General features: G+C 63.4%; 20 protein-coding genes. 10 read left to right on the top strand and 10 right to left on the bottom strand.

From position 1 onward, the window contains the following. Positions 1-60: 60 nt before the first annotated feature. Entirely contained in the window at positions 61-240 is a 180-nt protein-coding gene (locus NMG46_RS28550; RefSeq protein WP_254820647.1) for a CsbD family protein, read from the top strand. Between the two features lie 63 nt (positions 241-303). Here the strand turns inward: NMG46_RS28550 and NMG46_RS28545 are convergent, their stop codons facing one another. After that, a complete protein-coding gene (locus NMG46_RS28545) occupies positions 304-1,434 on the bottom strand; it encodes a metallophosphoesterase (RefSeq protein WP_254820646.1) in 1,131 nt (376 codons plus the stop codon). A gap of 119 nt (positions 1,435-1,553) precedes the next feature. On the opposite strand from NMG46_RS28545, the gene NMG46_RS28540 reads away from it, so the two are divergent. Further along, positions 1,554-2,147 (top strand): hypothetical protein, encoded by a 594-nt coding sequence (locus tag NMG46_RS28540; protein WP_254820645.1) that lies wholly within the window; start codon positions 1,554-1,556, stop codon positions 2,145-2,147. 49 nt (positions 2,148-2,196) lie between these two features. Here the strand turns inward: NMG46_RS28540 and NMG46_RS28535 are convergent, their stop codons facing one another. Next, entirely contained in the window at positions 2,197-2,808 is a 612-nt protein-coding gene (locus tag NMG46_RS28535) for a TetR/AcrR family transcriptional regulator (protein WP_254820644.1), read from the bottom strand. 150 nt (positions 2,809-2,958) lie between these two features. Here NMG46_RS28535 and NMG46_RS28530 point away from each other — a divergent pair, with 150 nt between their 5' ends. Continuing rightward, positions 2,959-3,756: an NIPSNAP family protein gene (locus tag NMG46_RS28530; protein WP_254820643.1), complete on the top strand. Its 798-nt coding sequence runs from the start codon at positions 2,959-2,961 to the stop codon at positions 3,754-3,756. A gap of 43 nt (positions 3,757-3,799) precedes the next feature. On the opposite strand, the gene NMG46_RS28525 is transcribed toward NMG46_RS28530, so the two are convergent. From NMG46_RS28525 to choX, 3 genes are read right to left on the bottom strand one after another with little or no spacing between them, the layout of a single operon-like run. Then, positions 3,800-5,248: an amidase gene (locus NMG46_RS28525; RefSeq protein ID WP_254820642.1), complete on the bottom strand. Its 1,449-nt coding sequence runs from the start codon at positions 5,246-5,248 to the stop codon at positions 3,800-3,802. Positions 5,249-5,256: 8 nt separating this feature from the next. Then, the gene (locus NMG46_RS28520; protein ID WP_254820641.1) at positions 5,257-6,096 is read right to left on the bottom strand and encodes an alpha/beta fold hydrolase; all 840 of its coding nucleotides are present in this window, start codon (positions 6,094-6,096) and stop codon (positions 5,257-5,259) included. Beyond that, the gene (choX, locus tag NMG46_RS28515; RefSeq protein ID WP_254820640.1) at positions 6,093-7,028 is read right to left on the bottom strand and encodes a choline ABC transporter substrate-binding protein; all 936 of its coding nucleotides are present in this window, start codon (positions 7,026-7,028) and stop codon (positions 6,093-6,095) included. The genes NMG46_RS28520 and choX overlap by 4 nt, the downstream gene beginning before the upstream one ends. Positions 7,029-7,151: 123 nt before the next feature. On the opposite strand from choX, the gene betI reads away from it, so the two are divergent. The 5 genes from betI to NMG46_RS28490 all read left to right on the top strand — a co-directional run bounded on the left by betI (position 7,152) and on the right by NMG46_RS28490 (position 11,293). Next, positions 7,152-7,754, top strand: coding sequence for a transcriptional regulator BetI (gene betI, locus NMG46_RS28510; protein ID WP_254820639.1), 603 nt, complete (start codon positions 7,152-7,154; stop codon positions 7,752-7,754). A 113-nt stretch (positions 7,755-7,867) separates the two neighbouring features. After that, complete coding sequence (locus NMG46_RS28505) at positions 7,868-8,626, top strand: SDR family NAD(P)-dependent oxidoreductase (RefSeq protein ID WP_254820638.1); 759 nt, start codon at positions 7,868-7,870, stop codon at positions 8,624-8,626. 142 nt (positions 8,627-8,768) lie between these two features. Next, positions 8,769-10,166 carry a class II fumarate hydratase gene (gene fumC / locus NMG46_RS28500; protein ID WP_254820637.1) on the top strand — a complete coding sequence of 466 codons (1,398 nt, stop codon included), beginning with the start codon at positions 8,769-8,771 and terminating at the stop codon, positions 10,164-10,166. Positions 10,167-10,325: 159 nt separating this feature from the next. After that, positions 10,326-10,760, top strand: coding sequence for a DoxX family protein (locus NMG46_RS28495; protein WP_254820636.1), 435 nt, complete (start codon positions 10,326-10,328; stop codon positions 10,758-10,760). A gap of 119 nt (positions 10,761-10,879) precedes the next feature. Continuing rightward, entirely contained in the window at positions 10,880-11,293 is a 414-nt protein-coding gene (locus tag NMG46_RS28490) for a DoxX family protein (RefSeq protein WP_254820635.1), read from the top strand. A gap of 171 nt (positions 11,294-11,464) precedes the next feature. Here the strand turns inward: NMG46_RS28490 and ppx are convergent, their stop codons facing one another. Continuing rightward, entirely contained in the window at positions 11,465-12,997 is a 1,533-nt protein-coding gene (gene ppx / locus NMG46_RS28485; RefSeq protein WP_254820634.1) for an exopolyphosphatase, read from the bottom strand. Beyond that, positions 12,997-15,198, bottom strand: coding sequence for an RNA degradosome polyphosphate kinase (locus NMG46_RS28480; protein ID WP_254820633.1), 2,202 nt, complete (start codon positions 15,196-15,198; stop codon positions 12,997-12,999). Before NMG46_RS28480 ends, ppx begins: the two co-directional genes overlap by 1 nt. A gap of 149 nt (positions 15,199-15,347) precedes the next feature. Between NMG46_RS28480 and NMG46_RS28475 the strand changes: the two genes are divergently transcribed. Continuing rightward, positions 15,348-15,593 carry a zinc-finger domain-containing protein gene (locus tag NMG46_RS28475; RefSeq protein WP_254820632.1) on the top strand — a complete coding sequence of 82 codons (246 nt, stop codon included), beginning with the start codon at positions 15,348-15,350 and terminating at the stop codon, positions 15,591-15,593. A 19-nt stretch (positions 15,594-15,612) separates the two neighbouring features. Next, positions 15,613-16,845 carry an FAD-dependent monooxygenase gene (locus tag NMG46_RS28470; RefSeq protein WP_254820631.1) on the top strand — a complete coding sequence of 411 codons (1,233 nt, stop codon included), beginning with the start codon at positions 15,613-15,615 and terminating at the stop codon, positions 16,843-16,845. Positions 16,846-16,860: 15 nt separating this feature from the next. Here the strand turns inward: NMG46_RS28470 and NMG46_RS28465 are convergent, their stop codons facing one another. The 3 genes from NMG46_RS28465 to NMG46_RS28455 form a co-directional block, all read right to left on the bottom strand. Next, the gene (locus tag NMG46_RS28465; protein WP_254820630.1) at positions 16,861-17,532 is read right to left on the bottom strand and encodes a TIGR02117 family protein; all 672 of its coding nucleotides are present in this window, start codon (positions 17,530-17,532) and stop codon (positions 16,861-16,863) included. 91 nt (positions 17,533-17,623) lie between these two features. Further along, positions 17,624-19,540 (bottom strand): DUF4396 domain-containing protein, encoded by a 1,917-nt coding sequence (locus NMG46_RS28460; protein ID WP_254820629.1) that lies wholly within the window; start codon positions 19,538-19,540, stop codon positions 17,624-17,626. Positions 19,541-19,798: 258 nt separating this feature from the next. After that, a partial coding sequence (locus tag NMG46_RS28455) for an amino acid ABC transporter ATP-binding protein (protein ID WP_254820040.1) occupies positions 19,799-20,217 on the bottom strand: 419 nt, incomplete at its 5' end.

Raw genomic sequence — 20,217 nt, 5'->3', positions numbered from 1 at the left:
AACCCGGAACCTAAGCGATCCGCGACCGTTTCTCCAGGCGAACGGATCAGGAGATGCGAGATGGTGAACAAGGATCAGGTTGCCGGCGTTGCCAAGCAAGCCAAGGGCTCGGTCAAGCAGACCGCCGGCAAGGCCACCGGCAACAGGCGCACCGAGGCCGAAGGCGACGTCGACAAGGCGACCGGCAAGATGCAGAAGGCTTACGGCGACGTGAAGGACAAGGTGAAGAAGGCACTTTGACGCCGACGCTTCGCAAACCAGAAAAAGGCGGCTCGGCCGCCTTTTTTGGGCCTCTCCTGCCCGTCAGAAAGTCAGACTTTTGCTGTACGCATTGGTGAAGGCGACCTCGCCATGATCTCCGGCGGCTTCGCCCAGAACCACATCCATGCTGCTGCCGGTCACCCGCGCCAACGCAAAGCCGCCCATGAAGGCAGCCTTCGGCTTGAACAAATCGAGCCCGTCACGGTGATAGATCATCGGCGTCGCGTGCTGGTGGCCATGGAAGATGGCGACGACGTTGTAGCCCTTCAGCACAGCCAGCAGCGCCTGCCTGTCGGCTTCGCTCCACCAATGCGGTGGGCCCGTGCCGTTGTCGTCGAAGGTCTTCTCGGCGGCGTCCCATCTTTCGATCGAAAAATTATCCCAGCCATAATGCTGGAACAGGATGACCGGGCGGCCGTCGCCGGCATAGGTCGCCAGGTCCTGCTTCAGCCATGGCAGGCTGCTGACTGCGCCATGGCCGGTATCGCCGGCAAAACGGTGCGTCTGGACAAGATGCAGACCGCCCCAATCCCATGAATAGCAATCGGTCTCGAGATCGTAGTTGGTCGCCGGCGCGGGCGGCTTGAAGAAAACGCCGGGGCGGTGATTGACCTCGACGTAGTCGCGCATTTCGCGGCGGTACCAGTCGACATGCGAGCGCGGGCCGTTCTGGTCGAGGTCGTGATTGCCGAGGCCGACATAGACCGGCATGTGCACGCGGTCGGGGCCAACGCCCTGCTGGTAGCGCTGGCTGAACTGGAGCAGCTGCGTGCCTTCGCTGGGCTGGGTGATCTGGCCGCCACCATCATCGGTGATGTCGCCGCCAACGACGAGGCCGAGCGGCGTGCCGATATTGCCCGTCGAATGCAGACCGGTGGCGACGCCGTTGATTTCAGCTGGCCATTGCCTGTCACCAACGCCGTTGAGCGCGGCGACATTGCGCAGCAGGGCGGCGTCGGTCTTGCCCTCCTGCTCGCAGTGCGGGCTCAATCCGTTCGCCATGCGGCAGGCATGGACATCAGCGATAAACAGGAAGGTGGCGTCGATCGGCGGAATGCGCTGCCCGGTCTGGCCGAAGGCCGGGCGCGAAACGGCGCCGGCCGCGGCAACGGCCGCTGCCTTCATCAGGAAACTGCGCCGGGAGACCGGTCGGGCGGAAATACGATGCATCATGCGCTAAAATTCAGCACGACGCGAACCGGCAGTCCAGTTGCTCGCAAAGTGTGTCGACACGTTCTCCCAGGTCTGGCATTGCTTTCGGCATTCAACTTGCGCGGGCAGAGGAGGACGCCATGAAAACTGCATCCATCGGCATGACAATGGCGATCCTGGCGATGACGAGCGCAGCGCACGCCTCCGCGTGCATCGACGCCAAATCGGCCAAGGCCGGCTTCGTTCTCGAAAGGCCTGGCATCCACAGCGAATTTCGTCCGGCAGCGGGCGGAATGGTGGCGGTGGCCAACAAATACCAGTCGCAATCGCCTCAGTCGCAGTACCTGTTCGGCGGGCTGATCGAAGTGTTTCGCGACAGCAGCACAGGGCAGATGGCGATGATCCCGTTTTCCGATCTCAGGAAGGTGTTCCCGCTGAAGGCGGGGGCCAAGAGCAAGATCGTGTTTGCCCGTCTCGTGCCGAACAAGCCGCCGAAGGGCACCGAGACGCTGGAGATCAACGTCAAGGGCAAGGAGACGTTCAGCCTGGGTGATTGCAAATACGCCGTGCTCGCGGTCAAGCAGACGATCAGGAGCGAGGCCGGCGAGACGCGGGACGAGTTCACCGCGCTTTACGCACCCGATCTGCAGGCAGTTGTGGCCAGGCGCTATGACGAGGGCACCAGCGCCGAAAGCGTGGTCGGCTACGAGCTGATCAAGCCGCTGCCGAATTAAGAGCTCGGCCTCCCCGCCTCGGTCATAGTGAGCGACTGTCCTGCCGGCGTCAAAGGGCTCTGTGCAGTATCCTGCTACGTCGCCTCGTTCCCGTTTTGGACGACATAACTCCCTGCTCCAACGCCATCAGGCAATCGCGCAGCACGCTTGCGTCCTGTGCGGTCTTGGCCATCGACATGGCGCCCGAATAGCTGGCGACGGCGAGCGCTGCGAAGCGCTGCGGATCGGTGCCCAGCTCCCGTCCCGCCTGCTGATCGGCGCTGATCTTGTCGGCGATCGCCTGGCGCCAGGCCGAAAAAATGCCGGCAAGGGCAATGCGGAAATCCGGATCGGCAAGCGACAGTTCATGCGCCAGGTTGTTGAGCGGGCAACCGCGCACGAAACCTTGCCGCTCCAGCTCCGCCGCGACGGCCGCGAACACGGAGCGCACGCCCTCGCGCGCTGAGGGAGCCATCCGCACCGGTGCGATCCATGTCTCTTCGACCGCGGCGGCGACCCGCTCCTCGATCACTGCAAGCGCCAGTGCCTTCTTGGTCGCGAAATGGTGGTGCAGCGCGCCGCCGGTGACGCCCGCCGTCGCCATCAGGTCGCCCATGCTGGACGCATGATAGCCGCGTGCCTGAAACGCCTCCTCGGCGACATCGAGCACTTTCTTGCGCATGCCTTCGGGGTCGTTGGTGCGTTTTTGAGCCCGCGACCTTGGGCGAGCGGACATCTCTGCTGACATCTTCACACGATAGCAGATTGACAAAACAGGACAACCGGTCTGTTTTGCAAAACAGGATGACTGTCCTGTTTTGGAGCTCGCGCGATGAACCTGCCTTTGAACGCCATACCTAATCCCGATCTGCTCGCCTCGCCCGTCGTCGAACTCAGGCAATACACTCTGAAACCCGGCCGGCGCGAGACGCTGATCGGCATCTTCGACAATCACTTGGTCGAGGGGCAGGGAACCGCGGGAATGACCATCATCGGCCAGTTCCGCGATCTCGCCCGGCCGGACACGTTCGTCTGGCTGCGCGGCTTCGACGGCATGGAAGCGCGGAAAAACGCTCTGACCGCCTTCTATGACGGGCCGGTCTGGGCTGCCTGGCGCGACGCCGCCAACGCCACGATGATCGATTCCGACGACGTGCTGCTGCTGAGGCCGGCCTGGCCGGGCGCCGGCTTCGACCTCTCGGGATCGCAACGAGCAATCCAGACGGATCTCGAAGAACCAAGCACAAGCAGTGCTTTGCAGACAATTGTTGTCATCAAGATTCATCATCTGCGACCGGGCCTGGAAGCCGGCTTCGCCAGGGACTTCCAGATCGCGGCTCTTCCGGTGCTTGCCGCACTTGGCGCACAGCCGCTGGCCGCCTTCGTCACCGAACATGCCGAAAACAGCTTTCCGCGGCTGCCGGTGCGGGCCAGCGAAAACGTCTTCATCAGCGTCACGGGTTTCGCCAGCGCCGAAGCGTATGCCCGGCACGAAGCGGCCTTGGCCGCCTCCCCGGAGTGGCAGGCGCTTCAGCAGACCGTACAAGGGGAATTCGCCAGGCCCGCGGAGGTTTTGCGTCTGTTACCGACGGAGCGATCGCTGCTCGGGCAGCACCCAATTTCGGTATGAACCAACATCGTCGACGCCCCCTACGTCGCCGGAGCCTCCTGGTTCATGCCTGAAAGTGTCGGGCATGGATCGCCTGGTAACGCGCCGTCCATGCGGTTGCCTGCTCCAGGTCAAGGGAAACGCGAAGCAGCCGGTGGTCGTCGTTCTTGCGGCCAATAAGCTGAATGCCAATCGGCAGGCCGCCCTTCGACTGAAAAAGCGGCAGGCTGGCGGCCGGTTGCCCGGTGACATTGAAGATTTCGGTGAAGGGCGCAAAGCCGTAGGCCCGGCTCGCCCAAGCCTCGTAATCGAAGAGAGCACCATCGCCATGGATGGCGCCAAGCCGGGGCGAAAGCTCGGCCGTCGTCGGCGTTATGATCAGGTCGAACCCATCGAACGCCATCGCCATCGCCAGCGAAGCGCTGTGCACATGGTCCAGCGCTCTGAGATAATCGGCGGCCGAGGATCGCCGAAAACTGTCGAGAGCGTGACGAGTCAGGCTTTCGATTTCGCCGGCCCTCGGCATCCGCCCGATCTCGTCGGCGCGCTCGCCAACCAGCCGCGCAACCTCCGACATCCAGAAGATGCTCCAGTCCGCTTCGGCGCTGGCTTCCCGCGGGAAACGCGCCTCTGTGACCTCGTGTCCCATGTCCTCGAGGAGGATCATGGCTTCCTGGAATTTTGCCCCGATCTCGGACGCGACCGGCGTGCCATCCGGCCGGTGCGCCAGGCACGCGACGCGCAGACGCTCGCCGGGGGAAGACAGCCAGTCCAGGTAGGACGGCACCGATTTCGGCACGGAGTAAGGCGCTCCTTGTTCTGGACCGGCAGTCATGTCCAGCATGGCGGCGCTGTCCCGAACGGTGCGGGACAGGACGTTCTCAGCGTAGAGCCCGGCGCCGACCTGACCTCGACCAGGCCCGACAGGCGTGAGCCCGCGCGACGGCTTCATGCCGAACACGCCGCAACAGGCAGCCGGCACCCGGATCGATCCGCCGATGTCGGAGCCGTGGGCGACCGCCACCATGCCGCTTGCCACTGCGGCGGCAGCTCCGCCGCTCGAACCGCCCGCCGTCAGCGAAGGATCCCAGGGGTTCAAGGTAGGGCCGCGAAAGCTGGGTTCAGTCACGAAGTCGTTGGCAAATTCAGGCGTGTTTGTCTTGCCCAGCAAGATCAGACCGGCGGCCCGCCAGCGCCGGACGATCTCGCTGTCGGGCTTCGGCGCGGCATCCTTGAAGTAGAGCGACGAGTGCGTCGTCGGCCACTCCCGTACATTGACGCCGGTGTCCTTGACCAAGAAGGGAATGCCGGCGAGTGCGGCCTGCCGGTTGCAGCTTGCCGCCGCGGAAAGCGCCCGGTCCGCATCCATCAGTGTCACGGCATTGATGGCGGGATTGATGCTTTCGATCGCTTCGATAGCCGCCTCAACGACCTCGACAGCCGACAGTTCACCCGAGCGAACATGCCGGGCCAGGGCGACGGCATCCAACGCCACGTATTCGGAAAGGTTCATGACTGCTCTCAGCCCAGATTGCCGGTCGCTTCGAGGTCGGCTTCATTCCAGACCTTGAAATACCGGGCGATGGCTGCCGCAACCAATGCCGGATCCTCCCAGTGCGGGTTGTGTCCGCATCGCACCGCGCTTACAAACGCGGCGGCGGGGATTTCTTCGAGGAGCCGCCGTTGGTGCGTTTCGTCGAAGAGCAGGTCGCGCCCGCCCGCAATGACAAGCGCCGGCAGGTGCAGCGTGCGCGCCTTGTCGGTCAGATCGACGCGCCGAACCTGCTCCAGGATTGCGCACCAAAGTGCCGCCGGCATGGCTGACGCTTCCTTTGCAGCCATGGTCAGGAAGTCCGCTGGAACCTCGGCCTCGCAGGCATGCCAATATTCATAGAACGGATCGGCCGGCGATATCGGGTCTCGAAGTGCCCGCACACCAATGGTCATCGGGTGATCCTCACCGATCTGCGGCCGCAGCGTTCCGGCCATCAGCACCAGGCCACCGATCATCTCGGGGTAGCGCGCGGCTGCCTCGATCGCCACCATGCTGCCCAGGGAATGCCCGACCAGAACCGGCCGCTCGAGCCGCAATCGCTCGATCAAACTCGCCACATCTTCCGCGAAATCCGCCGGGGCGAAGCCGCGTGTCCCGGCCGGCGAGGCGCCATGCCCGCGCAGGTCTGGAATGACACGCCGGCGCCCGGCGAGATGCGGCGCCAGCAAGGAGAAGCTGCGGCTCGTGTCGGAGAAGCCGTGCACCAGCACCAGCGCGGGCTCCTGCCCGGCGATTTCGACGCAGGCCGTTTCAGCACCGACCTTGCGCTTGCGGCCGTTCCAGCCCGCCTGATCGGCCGATATCACAGGCCGAGCTGCTGCTTGACCGCGTTGAGCGCGGGCTTGCCATCGAATGTGGTGACACCGGCAAGCCAGGCGCCGAGCCTATCCGGATTCTCCTTGACCGCCTTCAGGCCGGCTTCCTCCGGCTTCATGCCGTCATTGATGAGATAGCCCATGCCGAGATTTTCGAAATCGATGTCGAAGGCGAGATTCTTCAGCAACTGCCCGACATTCGGGCATTGCTGCAGATAGCCCTTGCGCACCTGAGTCGTCACCGTCGCGGCGCCGAAGTTCGGTCCGTAGAATTTGTCGCCGCCGCTCAGATATTTGAAGTCGTACATCGTGTTCATTGGATGCGGCGCCCAGCCCTGGAAGACGATGAAGCGCTTTTCCTTGATCTCGTAGCCGACCTCGGAAAGCATGCCGGCTTCACTCGATTCGACGACCTGCCAGCCATCGAGGCCGAGCGACTTATCAGCGATGGCGTCCATCATCAGCTGGTTCGAGCCCGGCTCGATGCCGTACATCTTCCGGCCGAACTTGTCGGCGAACTTTTGCAGGTCGGCAAAATCCTTGACGCCGGCCTCCCAGACGTAAGTCGGCACGGCAAAGGTGTATTTGGCGCCGACGAGATTGACGCGCACATCGTCCACCGAGCCGTCCTTCTTATAGGGCTCGTAGTAGGTGATCATCGCCGGATCCCAATAGCCAAGGAACACGTCCAAATCATTGTTCTTCAAGGATTCATAGATGACGTTGATGCCCAGAAGCGAGCTTGCCGGCTTGTAGCCGAGCGCATCGAGCAAGACGCTGGTGACGCCGGTGGTGAAGGCAAGGTCGTTCCATCCAGGCTCGGCCATGCGCACGACCTTGCACTGCTCGGGTTCAGCCGCAAAGGCCGGCTGGATCGCCAGCAGGACGCAGAGCGAGGCGCCTATTCCAAGGCAACGAAGCATTTCGGTTCTCCTCATTTCACCAACGATGTTGACCATTCGGTTTTTAAATTGTCCCAACGGTCAATCATTGATCTCGGCGGACAAAAATGTCAACGTCGGTTTTCGATGCATGGATCCCGGCCCGTGAAACTCAAGCGTCTCAGCGACATACGCCGCAAGGAGCTGCGGCAAGCCGCCTTTGCCGTGCTTCAGCGCGAAGGCATAGCTGGCGCCACCATAGAAAAAGTGGCGGCACAGGCCGGCGCATCGAAGGGCATCGTGCTGCACTATTTCAACAGCAAGCGGGAGCTTTTCGAGCATGCCATGCGCGAATCGAACCTGGTGCTGCGTCATGCGGTGGTGGAGCGGTTGAGGCAGGCGCGTACGCCAATGCAACGGATAGATGCCATCATCGAAGGCAATTTCGAGCCGCATCTCTTCCAGCCGTCCCTCTGCCACGCTTGGCTTTCGCTTTGCGCGGAGGTGCCGCGCGACGAAAAGCTTGCCCGCATCCAGAAGGTGATCCATGCGCGCATGCGCTCCAACCTGCTGTCCGGCCTGCGCGTTCTGGCGCCGGCGCGCGATGCTGACGAGATCGCGTTCGGCGTCACCGCCCTGATCGACGGGCTGTGGTTGCGGCTTGGCCTGCAGCCCGGCAGCGTTACGCGTGAACAGGCCATTCATCAGGTCAAGGATTTCGTCGCTACCCGCCTGGCTGTTCGGCGCGGTGCAGCCGCTGCCGAATAGACAGGCGCATCAGCCGAAAGTTCATATTGTAGGATAGCCCGGCGGCTTGACCACAATTGGCAACGGCGCTGTTCTCCTTAATCAGACAAGACGGCAATGCGCGGGAGTGTTGAATGAGACTGGGCGGCAAACGGGCACTGGTCACCGGCGGCTCGGACGGGATTGGGCTGGCAATCGCCGATGCCTTCTTGCGCGAAGGCGCTGGCGTGCTGATCGTCGGCCGCGACGGCAAAAAACTCGACGCCGCCCGCGAGCAGCTCGGGAATAATGTCGAAACGCTGTCGGCCGACCTGTCGGCCAGCGCCGGCATCGACGCCGTGGTCGAGCATGCCAGGCGCGGCCCACCTCTCGATATCCTCGTCAACAACGCCGGCGTGGCATTCCTGGTACCGTTCGAGACCGTCAGCGAGGACCAGTTCCAGCAATCGTTCGCGCTCAACGTCACGGCGGTATTCTTCCTCACGCAACGGCTGTTGCCGCATCTCGCGCCGGGCGCGGCTTCCGTGATCAACATCTCGTCCTATTTTGCGCACAAGATGATCCCGAAGCGGCCGTCCAGCCTCTATTCGCTGTCGAAGGGCGCGCTCAATTCGCTGACCAAATCGCTCGCCTTCGAGCTCGGGCCGCGCGGCATAAGGGTCAACGCCATCGCGCCCGGCACGGTCGACACAGCGATGCGGCGCAGGTCGATCGAAAACCTGCCGGAAGCCGCGCAAGCCGAGCTCAAGGCCTATGTCGAGCGCAGCTATCCGCTCGGCCGCATCGGCCGGACCAGCGACCTTGCCGGCATCGCGGTCTATCTCGCCAGCGACGAGGCGGCATGGACCAGCGGCGGTATCTTTGCCGTCGACGGCGGGTATACGGCGGGGTGAGGAGCGCGCCCTCCTCCTCGCTTGTGGGAGAAGGAAAAGGCGCGGCTTCAACCGATTTGCATCTCCCTCGCCCGCAATCTCCGCTTGAAGGCGTTTGTGCAACGCGATACGCCGTTTGCAAATTGCAAACCGGAGAGACTTCGTGAGCGCGCCAGAGACCAGAACCGAAACCGACACGTTCGGTCCCATCGAGGTCGCCGCCGACCGCTATTGGGGCGCGCAGGCGCAGCGTTCGCTGGCCAATTTCAAGATCGGCTGGGAGAAACAGCCGGCCTCGATCGTGCGGGCGCTGGGCATCGTCAAGCGGGCGGCCGCCGAAGCCAACATGGAGCTGAAGCGGCTCGATCCGGCGATCGGCAAGGCCATTATCGAGGCCTCCCAGGAGGTCATCGACGGCAAGCTGAACGACCATTTCCCGCTGGTCGTATGGCAAACCGGCTCAGGCACCCAGTCCAACATGAACGCCAATGAGGTGATCTCCAACCGCGCGATCGAGCTTTTGGGCGGCGTCATGGGGTCGAAGAAGCCGGTGCATCCCAATGACCACGTCAACATGAGCCAGTCGTCGAACGACACCTATCCGACGGCCATGCACATCGCCTGCGCCGAGCGCATCATTCACGACCTGCTGCCGGCGCTGAGACATTTGCACGCGGCACTCGACGCCAAGACCAGGGCTTTCGCCCACATCGTCAAGATCGGCCGCACCCACACGCAGGACGCGACGCCGCTGACGCTCGGCCAGGAATTCTCGGGCTACGCGGCGCAGGTCGCCTCGTCGACCAAGCGCATCGAAATGACCCTGCCCGGCCTGCAGGAATTGGCGCAGGGCGGCACCGCGGTCGGGACCGGTCTCAACGCTCCGGTCGGTTTTGCCGAAAAGGTGGCGGCGCGCATCGCCGCGATCACCGGCATCGATTTCGTCACCGCGCCGAACAAGTTCGAGGCCCTGGCCGCCCATGATTCCATGGTGTTCTCGCACGGCGCCATCAATGCCTGCGCGGCGGCGCTGTTCAAGATCGCCAACGATATCCGCCTGCTCGGCTCCGGCCCGCGTTCGGGCCTCGGCGAATTGTCGCTGCCGGAAAACGAACCGGGCTCGTCGATCATGCCTGGCAAGGTCAATCCGACACAATGCGAGGCGATGACACAGGTTTGCGTGCAGGTGTTCGGCAACAATGCGGCGATCAGCTTCGCCGGCAGTCAGGGCCATTTCGAGCTCAACGTCTACAATCCGCTGATGGCCTATTGTTTCCTGCAATCGGTACAGCTGCTGGCCGACGCTTCGGTGTCCTTTACCGACAATTGCGTCGTCGGCATCGAGGCCCGCGAAGACAACATCAAGGCGGCGCTCGACCGTTCGCTGATGCTGGTGACGGCGCTTGCGCCGACGATCGGCTACGACAACGCCGCCAAGATCGCCAAGGCGGCGCATAAGAACGGCACCACGCTGCGCGAGGAAGCGCTGGCCACCGGGCTGGTCAGCGAAGCCGACTATGAGCGGCTGGTGCGGCCGGAGGACATGACGCATCCGGGCTAGGGTGTTGATATGCCTGAATCACAACACCCATGTTCATCGCGAAAACGTTACCTGGGTGAACAATCCGTAACCAATCTGACGTCTTTGGTGAACAGTCGACCTGCGCTAACTAGGCGGGTATCCCAAGCCGTTTGGCCAAACCCTTCTGGAGAGTTACGCATGTCCACCAACACGTCCACCAACAATTCGTTTGCCGGTTCCGGCCCCGCCGCCGGCGCCTCGGGCACGATCCTGCTCGGCCGCATCCTGCTTTCTGTCATCTTCCTGCTTTCCGGTTTCGGCAAGCTGACGGCGATTGCCGGCACCGCCGGCTATTTCGGCAGCCTTGGCCTGCCGCTGCCGATGGTGACCGCCATTGTCGTCGGCCTTATCGAACTGCTTGGCGGCCTGGCCATCCTCGTCGGCTTCCAGACCAGGATCGTCGGCTGGGTAATGGCGATCTTCACCGTCGCCACCGCGCTGGTCGCCCACACCGGCTGGGCCGATCAGATGCAGATGATCAATTTCATGAAGAACCTCGGCATTGCCGGCGGCTTCCTCGTGCTCGCGTCCTCGGGCCCAGGCGCGTATTCGATCGACGCCAAGCGCGGCTGAAGCAGTCCAGCATTTCCTGAACAAAGGGGCGCGGAATTTTCCGCGCCCCTGTTTCGTTGTCGGTTTATATCCGCTGGCTGGAACTCTGCTAGGATCAGTCGCCGATATCGGAGGAGACCATGCCTCGCAATGCGCTGCTCTTGCTTTCCCGGCTGCTGCTCGCCGCGCTGTTCGTGCCGTCCGGCTTCCATGCGCTTGCCGACATCGCCGGCACATCAGGCTATTTCGCCGGCCTCGGCCTGCCGCTGCCGACGCTGGTGGCTTGGGCGACAGGCCTGTTCGAGCTGATCGCCGGGCTGCTCATCCTCGTCGGGTTCAAGACGCCGGTCGTGGCGCTGCTGCTCGCTGCCTTCTGCATCGCGGCGGGCTTCCTTGGTCACTATGGCCAGGGCGGCGACGATCCGACGCTGACCTTCATGCATTCACAGATGCTGATGAAGGACATCGCCACAGCCGGCGGTTTCCTGGCGCTGGCAATGGCTGGTGCGGGCGCCTGGTCGGCCGACGGGCGGCTGGTTGCAGCGAGCGCCTAAGCTGCCGCCCGGTTTATTCGGTGTCCAGAAAAACGAACTTTGCGAGACGGCTCACATTGACGGGCCCGCGAAGAGGACGAAGATCCCGGCAACCAACAGCTGAAGAACCTGCCTGGATTTCACGGCGTTTTCCTTCTTTCCTCAACGGTCGCGACGCGACAGCGCGGGCGTCTATTTGACAGACATGCTAGGCCCGCCCTCGACCGCCAGCACCAGCCGGCGGTTGGTGACCCTTGCCAGTTGTGCCAGCCGGCCAGCCGGCCGCTCGCCGTAAAGATCGGCCAGCACTGCCGGCAGCACCAGCGCCAGCACGCCATTGCCGCGGTTTTCCCATTTCAGTCGCGGCATGACGCCGGGCATTGCCGCGCTCAGCAAATAGACGACGCGCAGCAGCGCGGCCAGCACGCGGGCGCGCTCGAGATAGCGCGGTGTCGCCAGTCCGCGGATTTCCGGAGCGGCTTCATTGAACACGCCCTCGTGGCGAAACAGGCTGACAAGCGCCAGGAAGGCGCGGCCGGGATGGTCGACGCCAATAAACGAGGCGTGAGCGATGATGTTGAGCGATTGCTTGCCGCGATATTCGGGATGGGCACGCCAGCCGATATCGGCGAGCAGGCAGGCGGCGTGGCGGTAGCGCGCCTCATCCCTGGTTTCGTCGATGCCGAAGGCGGCGAATGCCTTGCCGGTCCATTCGACAAGCTCATGCGCGTGGTCGACCGAGCGCGAGCGCAGGCGGGCAAGCTCTTCCGCAGCCGAGATCAGCGGATCGGCCTTCTGCTCGGCCTTGTCGAGCAGCGAATAGAGAAAGCCCTCGCGCACGCCCAGCGCCGACACTATGATCTTCGACGGCTGCATCGCCGCCATGATCTCCTGCAGCACGATGGCGCCATAGGGCAGCAGCGAGCGGCGGTTCTTGGAGATGCCCTCGATGCCTTTGATCTTGTCGATCTCGGCTTTGGCGACCTGCCGGAGGAAGTTCGCGGCGCTTTCGATGCCGATCTCGTAGTGGTGCATGACGCCGAGCGGGTAGTTGGTCATTTCCATGTGCAGCCGGGCGAGGTTTCGCCAGGTGCCGCCGACCGTGTAGAAGGCCCTGCCCTGCCCGCCCTTCAGCAATTTCGCCCGCGCCAGTTGCTCGCGCGTGATCCTTGCCGCCTGGGCCAGCGAGTTCTTCGCCATGTCCTGCAGGCGCAAGCCGCCCAACGCCAGCGTGATGCCGTCACCGATCGTCTCACCGTCGATATCGATCAGTTCGAGGCTGCCGCCGCCAAGGTCGCCGGCGATGCCGTTGGCCGGATGGAAACCGGAGATGACGCCGAGTGCCGAATAATGAGCTTCCTCGCGGCCGCTCAGCACCTGGATCTCGGTCCTGAGCACATCCTCGGCGCGGTGGATGAAGTCGGGGCCGTTGACCGCCTCACGAGCGGCGGCGGTCGCCAGCACATACATGCGCTCGGCGCCGGCCTGGTCGGAGAGCGCGCGGAAGCGGCGGAACTCTTCCATCGAACGCGTCACCGCCTCGGGATCGAGCTTTCCGGTCGAAACGATGCCGCGGCCGAGGCCGGCCAGCATCTTTTCGTTGAACAGCAAGGTCGGCGAGCGCGCCAGCCCCTCATAGATCACAAGACGGATCGAGTTCGACCCGATATCGATGATGGACAGCGGTCGGCGGTCCTGGAGCCGGCCCTGGGACGCTGAAATCATCAGCCCGTCGCTGCGTTCTGTTTCTTGCGGCGTTTGAACTGCGCGATGCGCTTGGGCGCATGCGACTTCAACGCATCGCCCCGTCCGGACAGGCTCGGATTGGTCATGAAATATTCCTGCGCGTTGAACGGTTCCTCGCCCTCCTCCAGCACGACGCGCCGGGAGGTTCCGTCAGCCAATACGTCGAAACTTTGCTGGTTGTCCATGATGTTGCCGAGCATGATCTGGCCGAGAACCTGCTCATGCACAGTTGGATTGGTGATCGGCACCATGGTCTCGACGCGGCGGTCGAGATTGCGCGGCATCAGATCGGCCGAGGAGATGTAGACGATCGCCCCGTCCGAGGGCAGGCCGTGGCCGTTGCCGAAGCAATAGATTCGGCTGTGCTCGAGGAAGCGGCCGACGATCGACTTCACCCTGATGTTCTCCGATAGGCCGGGCACCTGCGGTCTCAGACAGCAGATGCCGCGCACGACGAGATCGATCTCGACGCCGGCGCGGCTGGCATCGTAGAGCGCGTCGATGACGATCGGGTCGACCAAGGCGTTCATCTTCATCCAGATGCGGGCCGGTCTGCCCTCCAGCGCGTGGCTGATCTCATCCGAAATGTGCTGGAGGATGCGGTCGCGCAGCGTGAACGGCGAGATGGCCAGCCGCATCTGCTCGGCCGGCTCGGCATAGCCGGTGATAAAGTTGAACAATTGGGCGACATCGCGCGCGATTGTCGGGTCGGTGGTGAAGAAGGACAGATCGGTGTAGATGCGGGCGGTGACCGGGTGGTAGTTGCCGGTGCCGAGATGCACGTAATTGCGCAGCCTGCCGTCCTCGCGCCGCACGACCAGCGACATCTTTGCGTGGGTCTTCAGTTCGAGAAAGCCGAAGACGACCTGGACGCCGGCGCGCTCGAGGTCGCGCGCCCAGCGGATGTTGGCCTCCTCGTCGAAGCGCGCCTTGAGCTCGACGAGGGCGGTCACCGACTTGCCGGCCTCGGCGGCGTCGACCAACGCGCGTACGATCGGGCTGTCGTTGGAGGTGCGGTAGAGCGTCTGCTTGATCGCCACCACTTCCGGGTCGGCCATTGCCTGGCGCAGAAACTGCACCACCACGTCGAAGGATTCGTAAGGGTGGTGGACGATGATGTCCTTCTCGCGGATCGCGGCAAAGCAATCGCCGCCATGCTCGCGGATGCGCTCGGGAAAGCGGGGATTGTAGGGGGTGAATTTCAGATCGTCGCGGGCGACGGCGACGATCTCCGAGATCTGGCTGAGCGCCAGCGGACCGGTGAGCACGCTGATGCGGCTGGCCGAGACGCCGAGCTCGCCGGCGACGAAATCGCGCAATTCGGCCGGCATCGACCTGTCGAACTCGATGCGGATGACCGAGCCGCGGCGTCGCCGCTTCAGCGCCGTCTCGAACAGCCGCACCAGATCCTCTGATTCTTCCTCGACCTCGATATCGCTGTCGCGGATGATGCGGAACGTGCCGGAGCCCTTGACCTCATAGCCTGGAAACAGCTTGCCGATATAGAGACTGACCGCCTCTTCGAGTGGAATGAAGCGGACATGATGCTTGCGATCCGGCAAACGGATGAAGCGCCTCAGCGCCACCGGCAGGCGCAAAAGCGCGCTCATTTCCTCGCCGTTCTTGCGGTGGCGCAATTGCAGCGCCATCGAGAAACCGAGGTTGGGAATGAACGGGAACGGATGCGCCGGGTCGATCGACAGCGGGGTCAGGACCGGAAATACCTGCTCCTGGAAATGGTCCTCGAGCCAGGTCTTCTCGTCCTTGGTCAGCGCATCGCGGGTGATGCTTTCGATGCCCTGTTTGTCGAGCAGCAGCATCAGCGCCGAAAGGCTGTTCTGCTGGTCCTCCTGCAGGCGCTCGACCTCGCGCAGCAATTGTTCGAGCTGCTGCTCGGGAGTGCGCCCATCCGGGCTCTTCAGCACGATGCCCTCGCGTACCTGACCGGCAAGACCGGCGACGCGGACCATGAAGAATTCGTCGAGGTTGGCAGCCGATATCGACAGGAACCGGACGCGCTCGAGCAGCGGATGATTGGCGTTCAGCGATTCTTCGAGCACGCGCCGGTTGAATTGCAGCCAGGAAAACTCGCGGTTGACGAAGCGGTCGGGATTGCCGCCTTCGCGGCTCGCCGCCTCGACGGTGATGAATTCGCTCTGCACCGGCTTCAGTTCGTTCATGGTTTCCGCTCTTCCCACACCGTTCGACGACCACAGCCTTAACCGGCTTAACTTATCCTCTGACAGGCTTTTGCGACAGTTTCATTTCATCGATCTTGCAAAGAGACGGGTTATGATCCAGATGCAATCGACAAGATCAGGAGACGACGATGGCAGGCGGTTCCATTCCCCATTTCCAGAACGATGCGGGCTATCCGGCAATCGACATCGGCGTCAAGGAATTCATGTGCACCGGCGCCAATCCGCCTTTCGACCATCCGCATGTATTTCTCGATATGGGCGACGACAATGAAAAAGTCTGCCCCTATTGCTCGACGCTCTATCGCTATTCGCCTAAGCTGAAAGCATTGGAAACGCAGCCGCCGGGCTGCCTCTATATCGACCAGGCCGCCTGATTCTTCCGCGACAAGCCTGATGCGAGAAACGCGGTCCCGGCAGGTGGTCATCGCCGGGGCGGGCGTCGCCGGGCTGACCGTGGCACTGGCCTTTGCCGAGCGCGGCTATCGGATAAAACTGTTCGAACAGGCGCAGCATCTCGAGGCTGCCGGCGCCGGTATCCAGCTTTCACCCAACGCGACATGCATCCTTCGACAATTCGGCGTACTCGATCGGCTGCTGCCGACGGCGGTGCGGCCGGAGGCGGTCGTGCTCAAGGATGCCGTCACGCTTCGCGAGCTGGCGCGCGTACCGCTTGGCCAGGTGGCTGAAACGCGCTGGGGAGCACCCTATCTCGTCGCCCACCGCGCCGATCTGCAGTCAGCGCTGATGGCGCGGATAGCCGAGCGGTCCGAGGTCGAGCTTGTCACCGGTGCCCGCGTCGGCGGCGTCGCAACCGGACCGAATGGCATCACCGCAACAGTCGAGATTGCCGGCACGACCATCGAAGCCGAAGCATCGTTGCTGGTCGGAGCCGATGGCGTCTGGTCGTCGGTGCGAGAAACGCTCGCCCGCGAGGGGGCCGATTTCCGGAGAAGCCGCTTCTCGGGCGAGCTTGCCTGGCGAGCAACGGTGGCCGCGGACAGCCTCGCCGGACAAGCCTTCAGGGTGATCGGTGCGCCCGATTGCGTTACCACATTCCTCTATCCAGGCTTCCATATGGTCGCCTATCCGGTCAGCCGTGGCGCGGTCTTCAACCTCGCGGCCTTCACCAAGGGCGAGCGCATCGCCGAGAGCTGGTCGGGGCATGCCGACCCCGCCATCCCCGCCAGCGCCATGCGCGGTACCGCGCCGGCGCTGGTCCGTCTGGCGAGCGAGGCCGCGCCATGGACGGCATGGCCGATCCATACCGTCGAGCAGCGGCGGTGGACGACGCCGGAGGGCATAGCGCTGATCGGCGATGCGGCGCATGCGATGACGCCGTTTGCCGCACAGGGCGCGGCGATGGCGATCGAAGACGCGGTAACCCTTGCCGGTTTCGTTGCCAGCTCGCCTGCCGACCTCAGCAGCGCGTTTGTCGCCTGGGAACAGGCGCGGCGGCCGCGCGTAGCCCAGGTCGCCCGCCGCGGCGCCCTCAACCGCCTCGCCTGGCATGCGGCCGGGCCGGTGGCGATGGCCCGCAACCTGTTCCTGGCGATGCGCTCACCCGAAAAACTCGCCGCTGATCTCGACTGGCTCTATGGCTGGCGGGCGGACGCTCGGCGGTCCTAAGTCATCGGAGCCTTGTCAATTGTAAAGCCGCATCGACAGGCTAAGCGAGGCCGGCAGCGGGTTCCACCAGCCGGTGCGCAGGCCGGCGGTGCGCAGTGCCGCCGCCGCCCAGGTGTTGCAGCCGACCAGCGCGTTGAAATGGCCATTGGCTTCGAAGAAACGATCGAAACGGGAGTAGGCCGCATCCTCGATCGGCATGGCCCCGTTCGGTCCCTGCTGAAAACTCGCTGCAATGAAATCGAGCAGCGCCGCAAAGCGTTCCTCACTTACGTCGAAGCCGGCGACGTCGGGATGCGGCTCGGCGATTTCGCCTGAAATGTCGACATGCATCACCGAGGCATCGACGGTCAGCGCCTTCATCACCGGCTCTGCCTTCAGTTCCGACCAGGTCGGCGTCTCGAGATAGAAGGCGCGGCCGCCCCAGCCGAAGACGATGTAGCGGACCTCCGCCATGTCGGCCGGAATGCCGGCATCGACCAAGAAGTGGAAGCGCCGGCGCACATCGTCGTCGACCGGGATGGCGATGTCGGTGTGGATCGGATTTTTCAGCACCAGGATGCGGTGGCTTGCGCCGATCGGATCGGCAGCGGCCGCCGGCCAGAGCGGGCGCGGCAGCAGCGTGCCCAGCGCCACCGCAAGGACTGCTGCAACGACCAGCAGGCCGAGAAAACGAGCAAGCTTCTTCATGGGGAAGGCATAGGCCAACCAATGTTCAAGGTGAAGCCTCTCCGGAAATTGCACAGCTGACTTAGAGCTTAACGCGTATCCTCCCGGGAGGTCAGGTGACATCGATGACGACCATCAGCCCGCCGCCGCCCTTCTCCTCGACATTGTTGTTCGTGGTGTGATGCGGGATGTGGCAATGGATCAGCCATTTGCCCGGACGCTGCGCCTTCCAGATCACGTCGTAGCGCTGACCCGGCCCGACATTGACCGTATCGGCAAGGAAGCGACCCGAGGCAGCGATCGTCTCGCCGTCGCGGGCAACAACCTCGAACGGTCCGCCATGGATATGCATCGGATGGATGAAGCCGTTGTTGGTGCCGATGAACCGCACCTTGAGCGTCTCGCCGACCTTCATCGGGATCGTCTCGGTCGAGGGATAGGCCTTGCCGTTGATGGTGAAGAAATTCGGCATGCCGCCGTCCATCGGCATCGACGGGTAGGTCAGCCCTTCCCGCACCAGCCATTCCTGAAGCTCGATGACGTAATCATGGTCGGCCGCGACCTCGTCGGCGGGATTGGCGGGATCGATGATCAGCGCACCATAGAGGCCGAGCGCCTGGGTCGGGTCCGGCTTGGTATGGGGGTGATAGAAATAGGTCCCATGCTGGGTCGCCGTGAATTCGTATGAATAGGATTGGCCGGGCTCGATCGGCGCCTGCGTGATCTCGGCCGGCCCATCCATCTGGTTCGGCAGGATCAAGCCATGCCAATGCACCGTCGTTTCCTCAGGCAGGCCGTTGGTGACGTTGATCCTGACCCGATCGCCCTGGCGAATGTGAATACGCGGACCGGGAATCTGGCCATTATAGGCATAGGCGTCGACCGCAACGTCCGGCAGGATCTGCCAGCGGACCACCGAAGGCCTGAGGTCGAATACCTTGATGCCGTTCTCCATCCGAAACGGCAGGTCCTGGTCACCCCTTACCGTCAGGCCATAAGAGGCGGCCACGAGGCGCGGATCGGTGGCGGCCATGTCACGCATCGCATCGGCCGGCGTGTCGCGATCCATGATCATGCCTCGCGGCATGATCACCCCGCCGACGTCGCGCGCCGACAGCGTCAGGTTCAGCCAGTTCGCCGGCGCGACCATGCCGATGGCGAGCGCCAGCAGGGAGACGGCACCCAGGGCAGCGACCTGCGGCGTCGTGGCATCTGTCTCCATGTGATGGCCGCCGCCTTTGCCTTTCTGGGAAGCCATATCGTGGCGCTGCCCGCGATGGCCGCTGGCGTCGGCCTGCTGCATTTGCATCTGCGCATGTTGCCTCGTGGCAGGCTGCTCCCGACCATCGATGCCGGCTGCCTGCGCGCGCTGCGTCATCAGCCCATGCTTCAGCCCCCGGGCGACCAGCCAGACATTGGCCGGGTAGGCAAGCGCAAAGCCGGCGATGACGCCGATCGACATCACGCCCCAGAACAACAGCTCCGTCGGTTCCATCGCGCGCATGTCGCGGCCCATCATCAGGAAGCTCATGACCGGCGCCATGCCGGCCATCATGAAGTTCATGGAGATGAACTCGGGCAGGAAGCTCTTGCGCACGTTCTCCCAATAGGTGCCGCCCATCATCGATTTCATGAACAGCGATTGGAAGATGAACAGGCCGAAGGCAAAGCCGGCCAGATATTCGACGATCAGGTCGATCCACATCGGCAGGCCGAGCGCCGCCGTGACGGCGGCGGCAAGAATGATGCCGGTGGCATCGCCGGCGACGCAATGGATGGTGGAGCCGACGCCCTGCTTCCAGAGCGGCCGGGTGAAGAGTTCATGCTCGCCCGGCCGAGGCTCCTTGTCGGCGAGCACGTAGAGCAGCAAGCCGAGCGGACCCATATAGAGGGTGACCAGGATGAAGCCCCATTTCATCACCACCGGCTCGGGGTTGTTGCGATATTGGTCGTAGCCGACATAAAGCGTCGAAGCCAGCGCCAGCGCGAACCAGACGACGAGGAAATAATCGATCGGTTGGATGAGCATCAGGATGAGCCCGTGACCTGCCGCCGCACGCGCCCACGCGGCTCGCTATACAACTCCCAATGGCAATGAACGCAGCCGGCGCGCTTATGATCCGCGCCGGCCTTAGTTACCAGGTTGCAACGTGACCACTCGAACGACCTGAAGCACGCTTGCTATCTTCTCGCGCAACGCAAGGTCAGCGCTCGTCGAATACGCGCGGAGCCGAGCAAGACAGAGAGGCTTGATCCGCCGCTCTTGTCCCGAACCCGGCGTACAGGATCAATGCAGGATCTGCGACAGGAACAGTTTCGTGCGCTCGTGGCGCGGGTGGTCGAAGAACTCGGCCGGCGTGTTCTGCTCGACGATCTGGCCTTGGTCCATGAAGATCACCCGGTTGGCGACTTTGCGCGCAAAGCCCATCTCGTGGGTGACGCAGAGCATGGTCATGCCTTCCTCGGCCAGCCCGACCATCGTCTCCAGCACTTCCTTGATCATTTCCGGATCGAGAGCCGAGGTCGGCTCATCGAACAACATGATGCGCGGGTTCATGCACAGCGAGCGGGCGATCGCAACGCGCTGTTGCTGGCCGCCGGAAAGCTGGCCGGGATATTTGTTGGCCTGTTCCGGGATCTTGACGCGCTTGAGGAAATGCATGGCGATTTCCTCGGCCTGTTTGCGCGGCATCTTGCGCACCCAGA

The organism is Mesorhizobium sp. LMG 17147, assembly GCF_024297145.1.
Lineage (GTDB): Bacteria > Pseudomonadota > Alphaproteobacteria > Rhizobiales > Rhizobiaceae > Mesorhizobium.
This window is presented reverse-complemented; position numbering and strand designations above follow the sequence as displayed.

Coding starts and splice junctions, on each gene's coding strand:
- NMG46_RS28475 (WP_254820632.1), top strand. CDS start 15,348: ATGGCAGGCGGTTCCATTCCCCATTTCCAGAACGATGCGGGCTATCCG.
- NMG46_RS28460 (WP_254820629.1), bottom strand. CDS start 19,540: ATGCTCATCCAACCGATCGATTATTTCCTCGTCGTCTGGTTCGCGCTG.
- NMG46_RS28530 (WP_254820643.1), top strand. CDS start 2,959: ATGAACCTGCCTTTGAACGCCATACCTAATCCCGATCTGCTCGCCTCG.
- ppx (WP_254820634.1), bottom strand. CDS start 12,997: ATGATTTCAGCGTCCCAGGGCCGGCTCCAGGACCGCCGACCGCTGTCC.
- NMG46_RS28525 (WP_254820642.1), bottom strand. CDS start 5,248: ATGAACCTTTCCGAATACGTGGCGTTGGATGCCGTCGCCCTGGCCCGG.
- NMG46_RS28550 (WP_254820647.1), top strand. CDS start 61: ATGGTGAACAAGGATCAGGTTGCCGGCGTTGCCAAGCAAGCCAAGGGC.
- NMG46_RS28465 (WP_254820630.1), bottom strand. CDS start 17,532: ATGAAGAAGCTTGCTCGTTTTCTCGGCCTGCTGGTCGTTGCAGCAGTC.
- NMG46_RS28505 (WP_254820638.1), top strand. CDS start 7,868: ATGAGACTGGGCGGCAAACGGGCACTGGTCACCGGCGGCTCGGACGGG.
- NMG46_RS28470 (WP_254820631.1), top strand. CDS start 15,613: ATGCGAGAAACGCGGTCCCGGCAGGTGGTCATCGCCGGGGCGGGCGTC.
- NMG46_RS28495 (WP_254820636.1), top strand. CDS start 10,326: ATGTCCACCAACACGTCCACCAACAATTCGTTTGCCGGTTCCGGCCCC.
- NMG46_RS28545 (WP_254820646.1), bottom strand. CDS start 1,434: ATGATGCATCGTATTTCCGCCCGACCGGTCTCCCGGCGCAGTTTCCTG.
- NMG46_RS28535 (WP_254820644.1), bottom strand. CDS start 2,808: ATGCGCAAGAAAGTGCTCGATGTCGCCGAGGAGGCGTTTCAGGCACGC.
- NMG46_RS28490 (WP_254820635.1), top strand. CDS start 10,880: ATGCCTCGCAATGCGCTGCTCTTGCTTTCCCGGCTGCTGCTCGCCGCG.
- NMG46_RS28540 (WP_254820645.1), top strand. CDS start 1,554: ATGAAAACTGCATCCATCGGCATGACAATGGCGATCCTGGCGATGACG.
- choX (WP_254820640.1), bottom strand. CDS start 7,028: ATGCTTCGTTGCCTTGGAATAGGCGCCTCGCTCTGCGTCCTGCTGGCG.
- NMG46_RS28480 (WP_254820633.1), bottom strand. CDS start 15,198: ATGAACGAACTGAAGCCGGTGCAGAGCGAATTCATCACCGTCGAGGCG.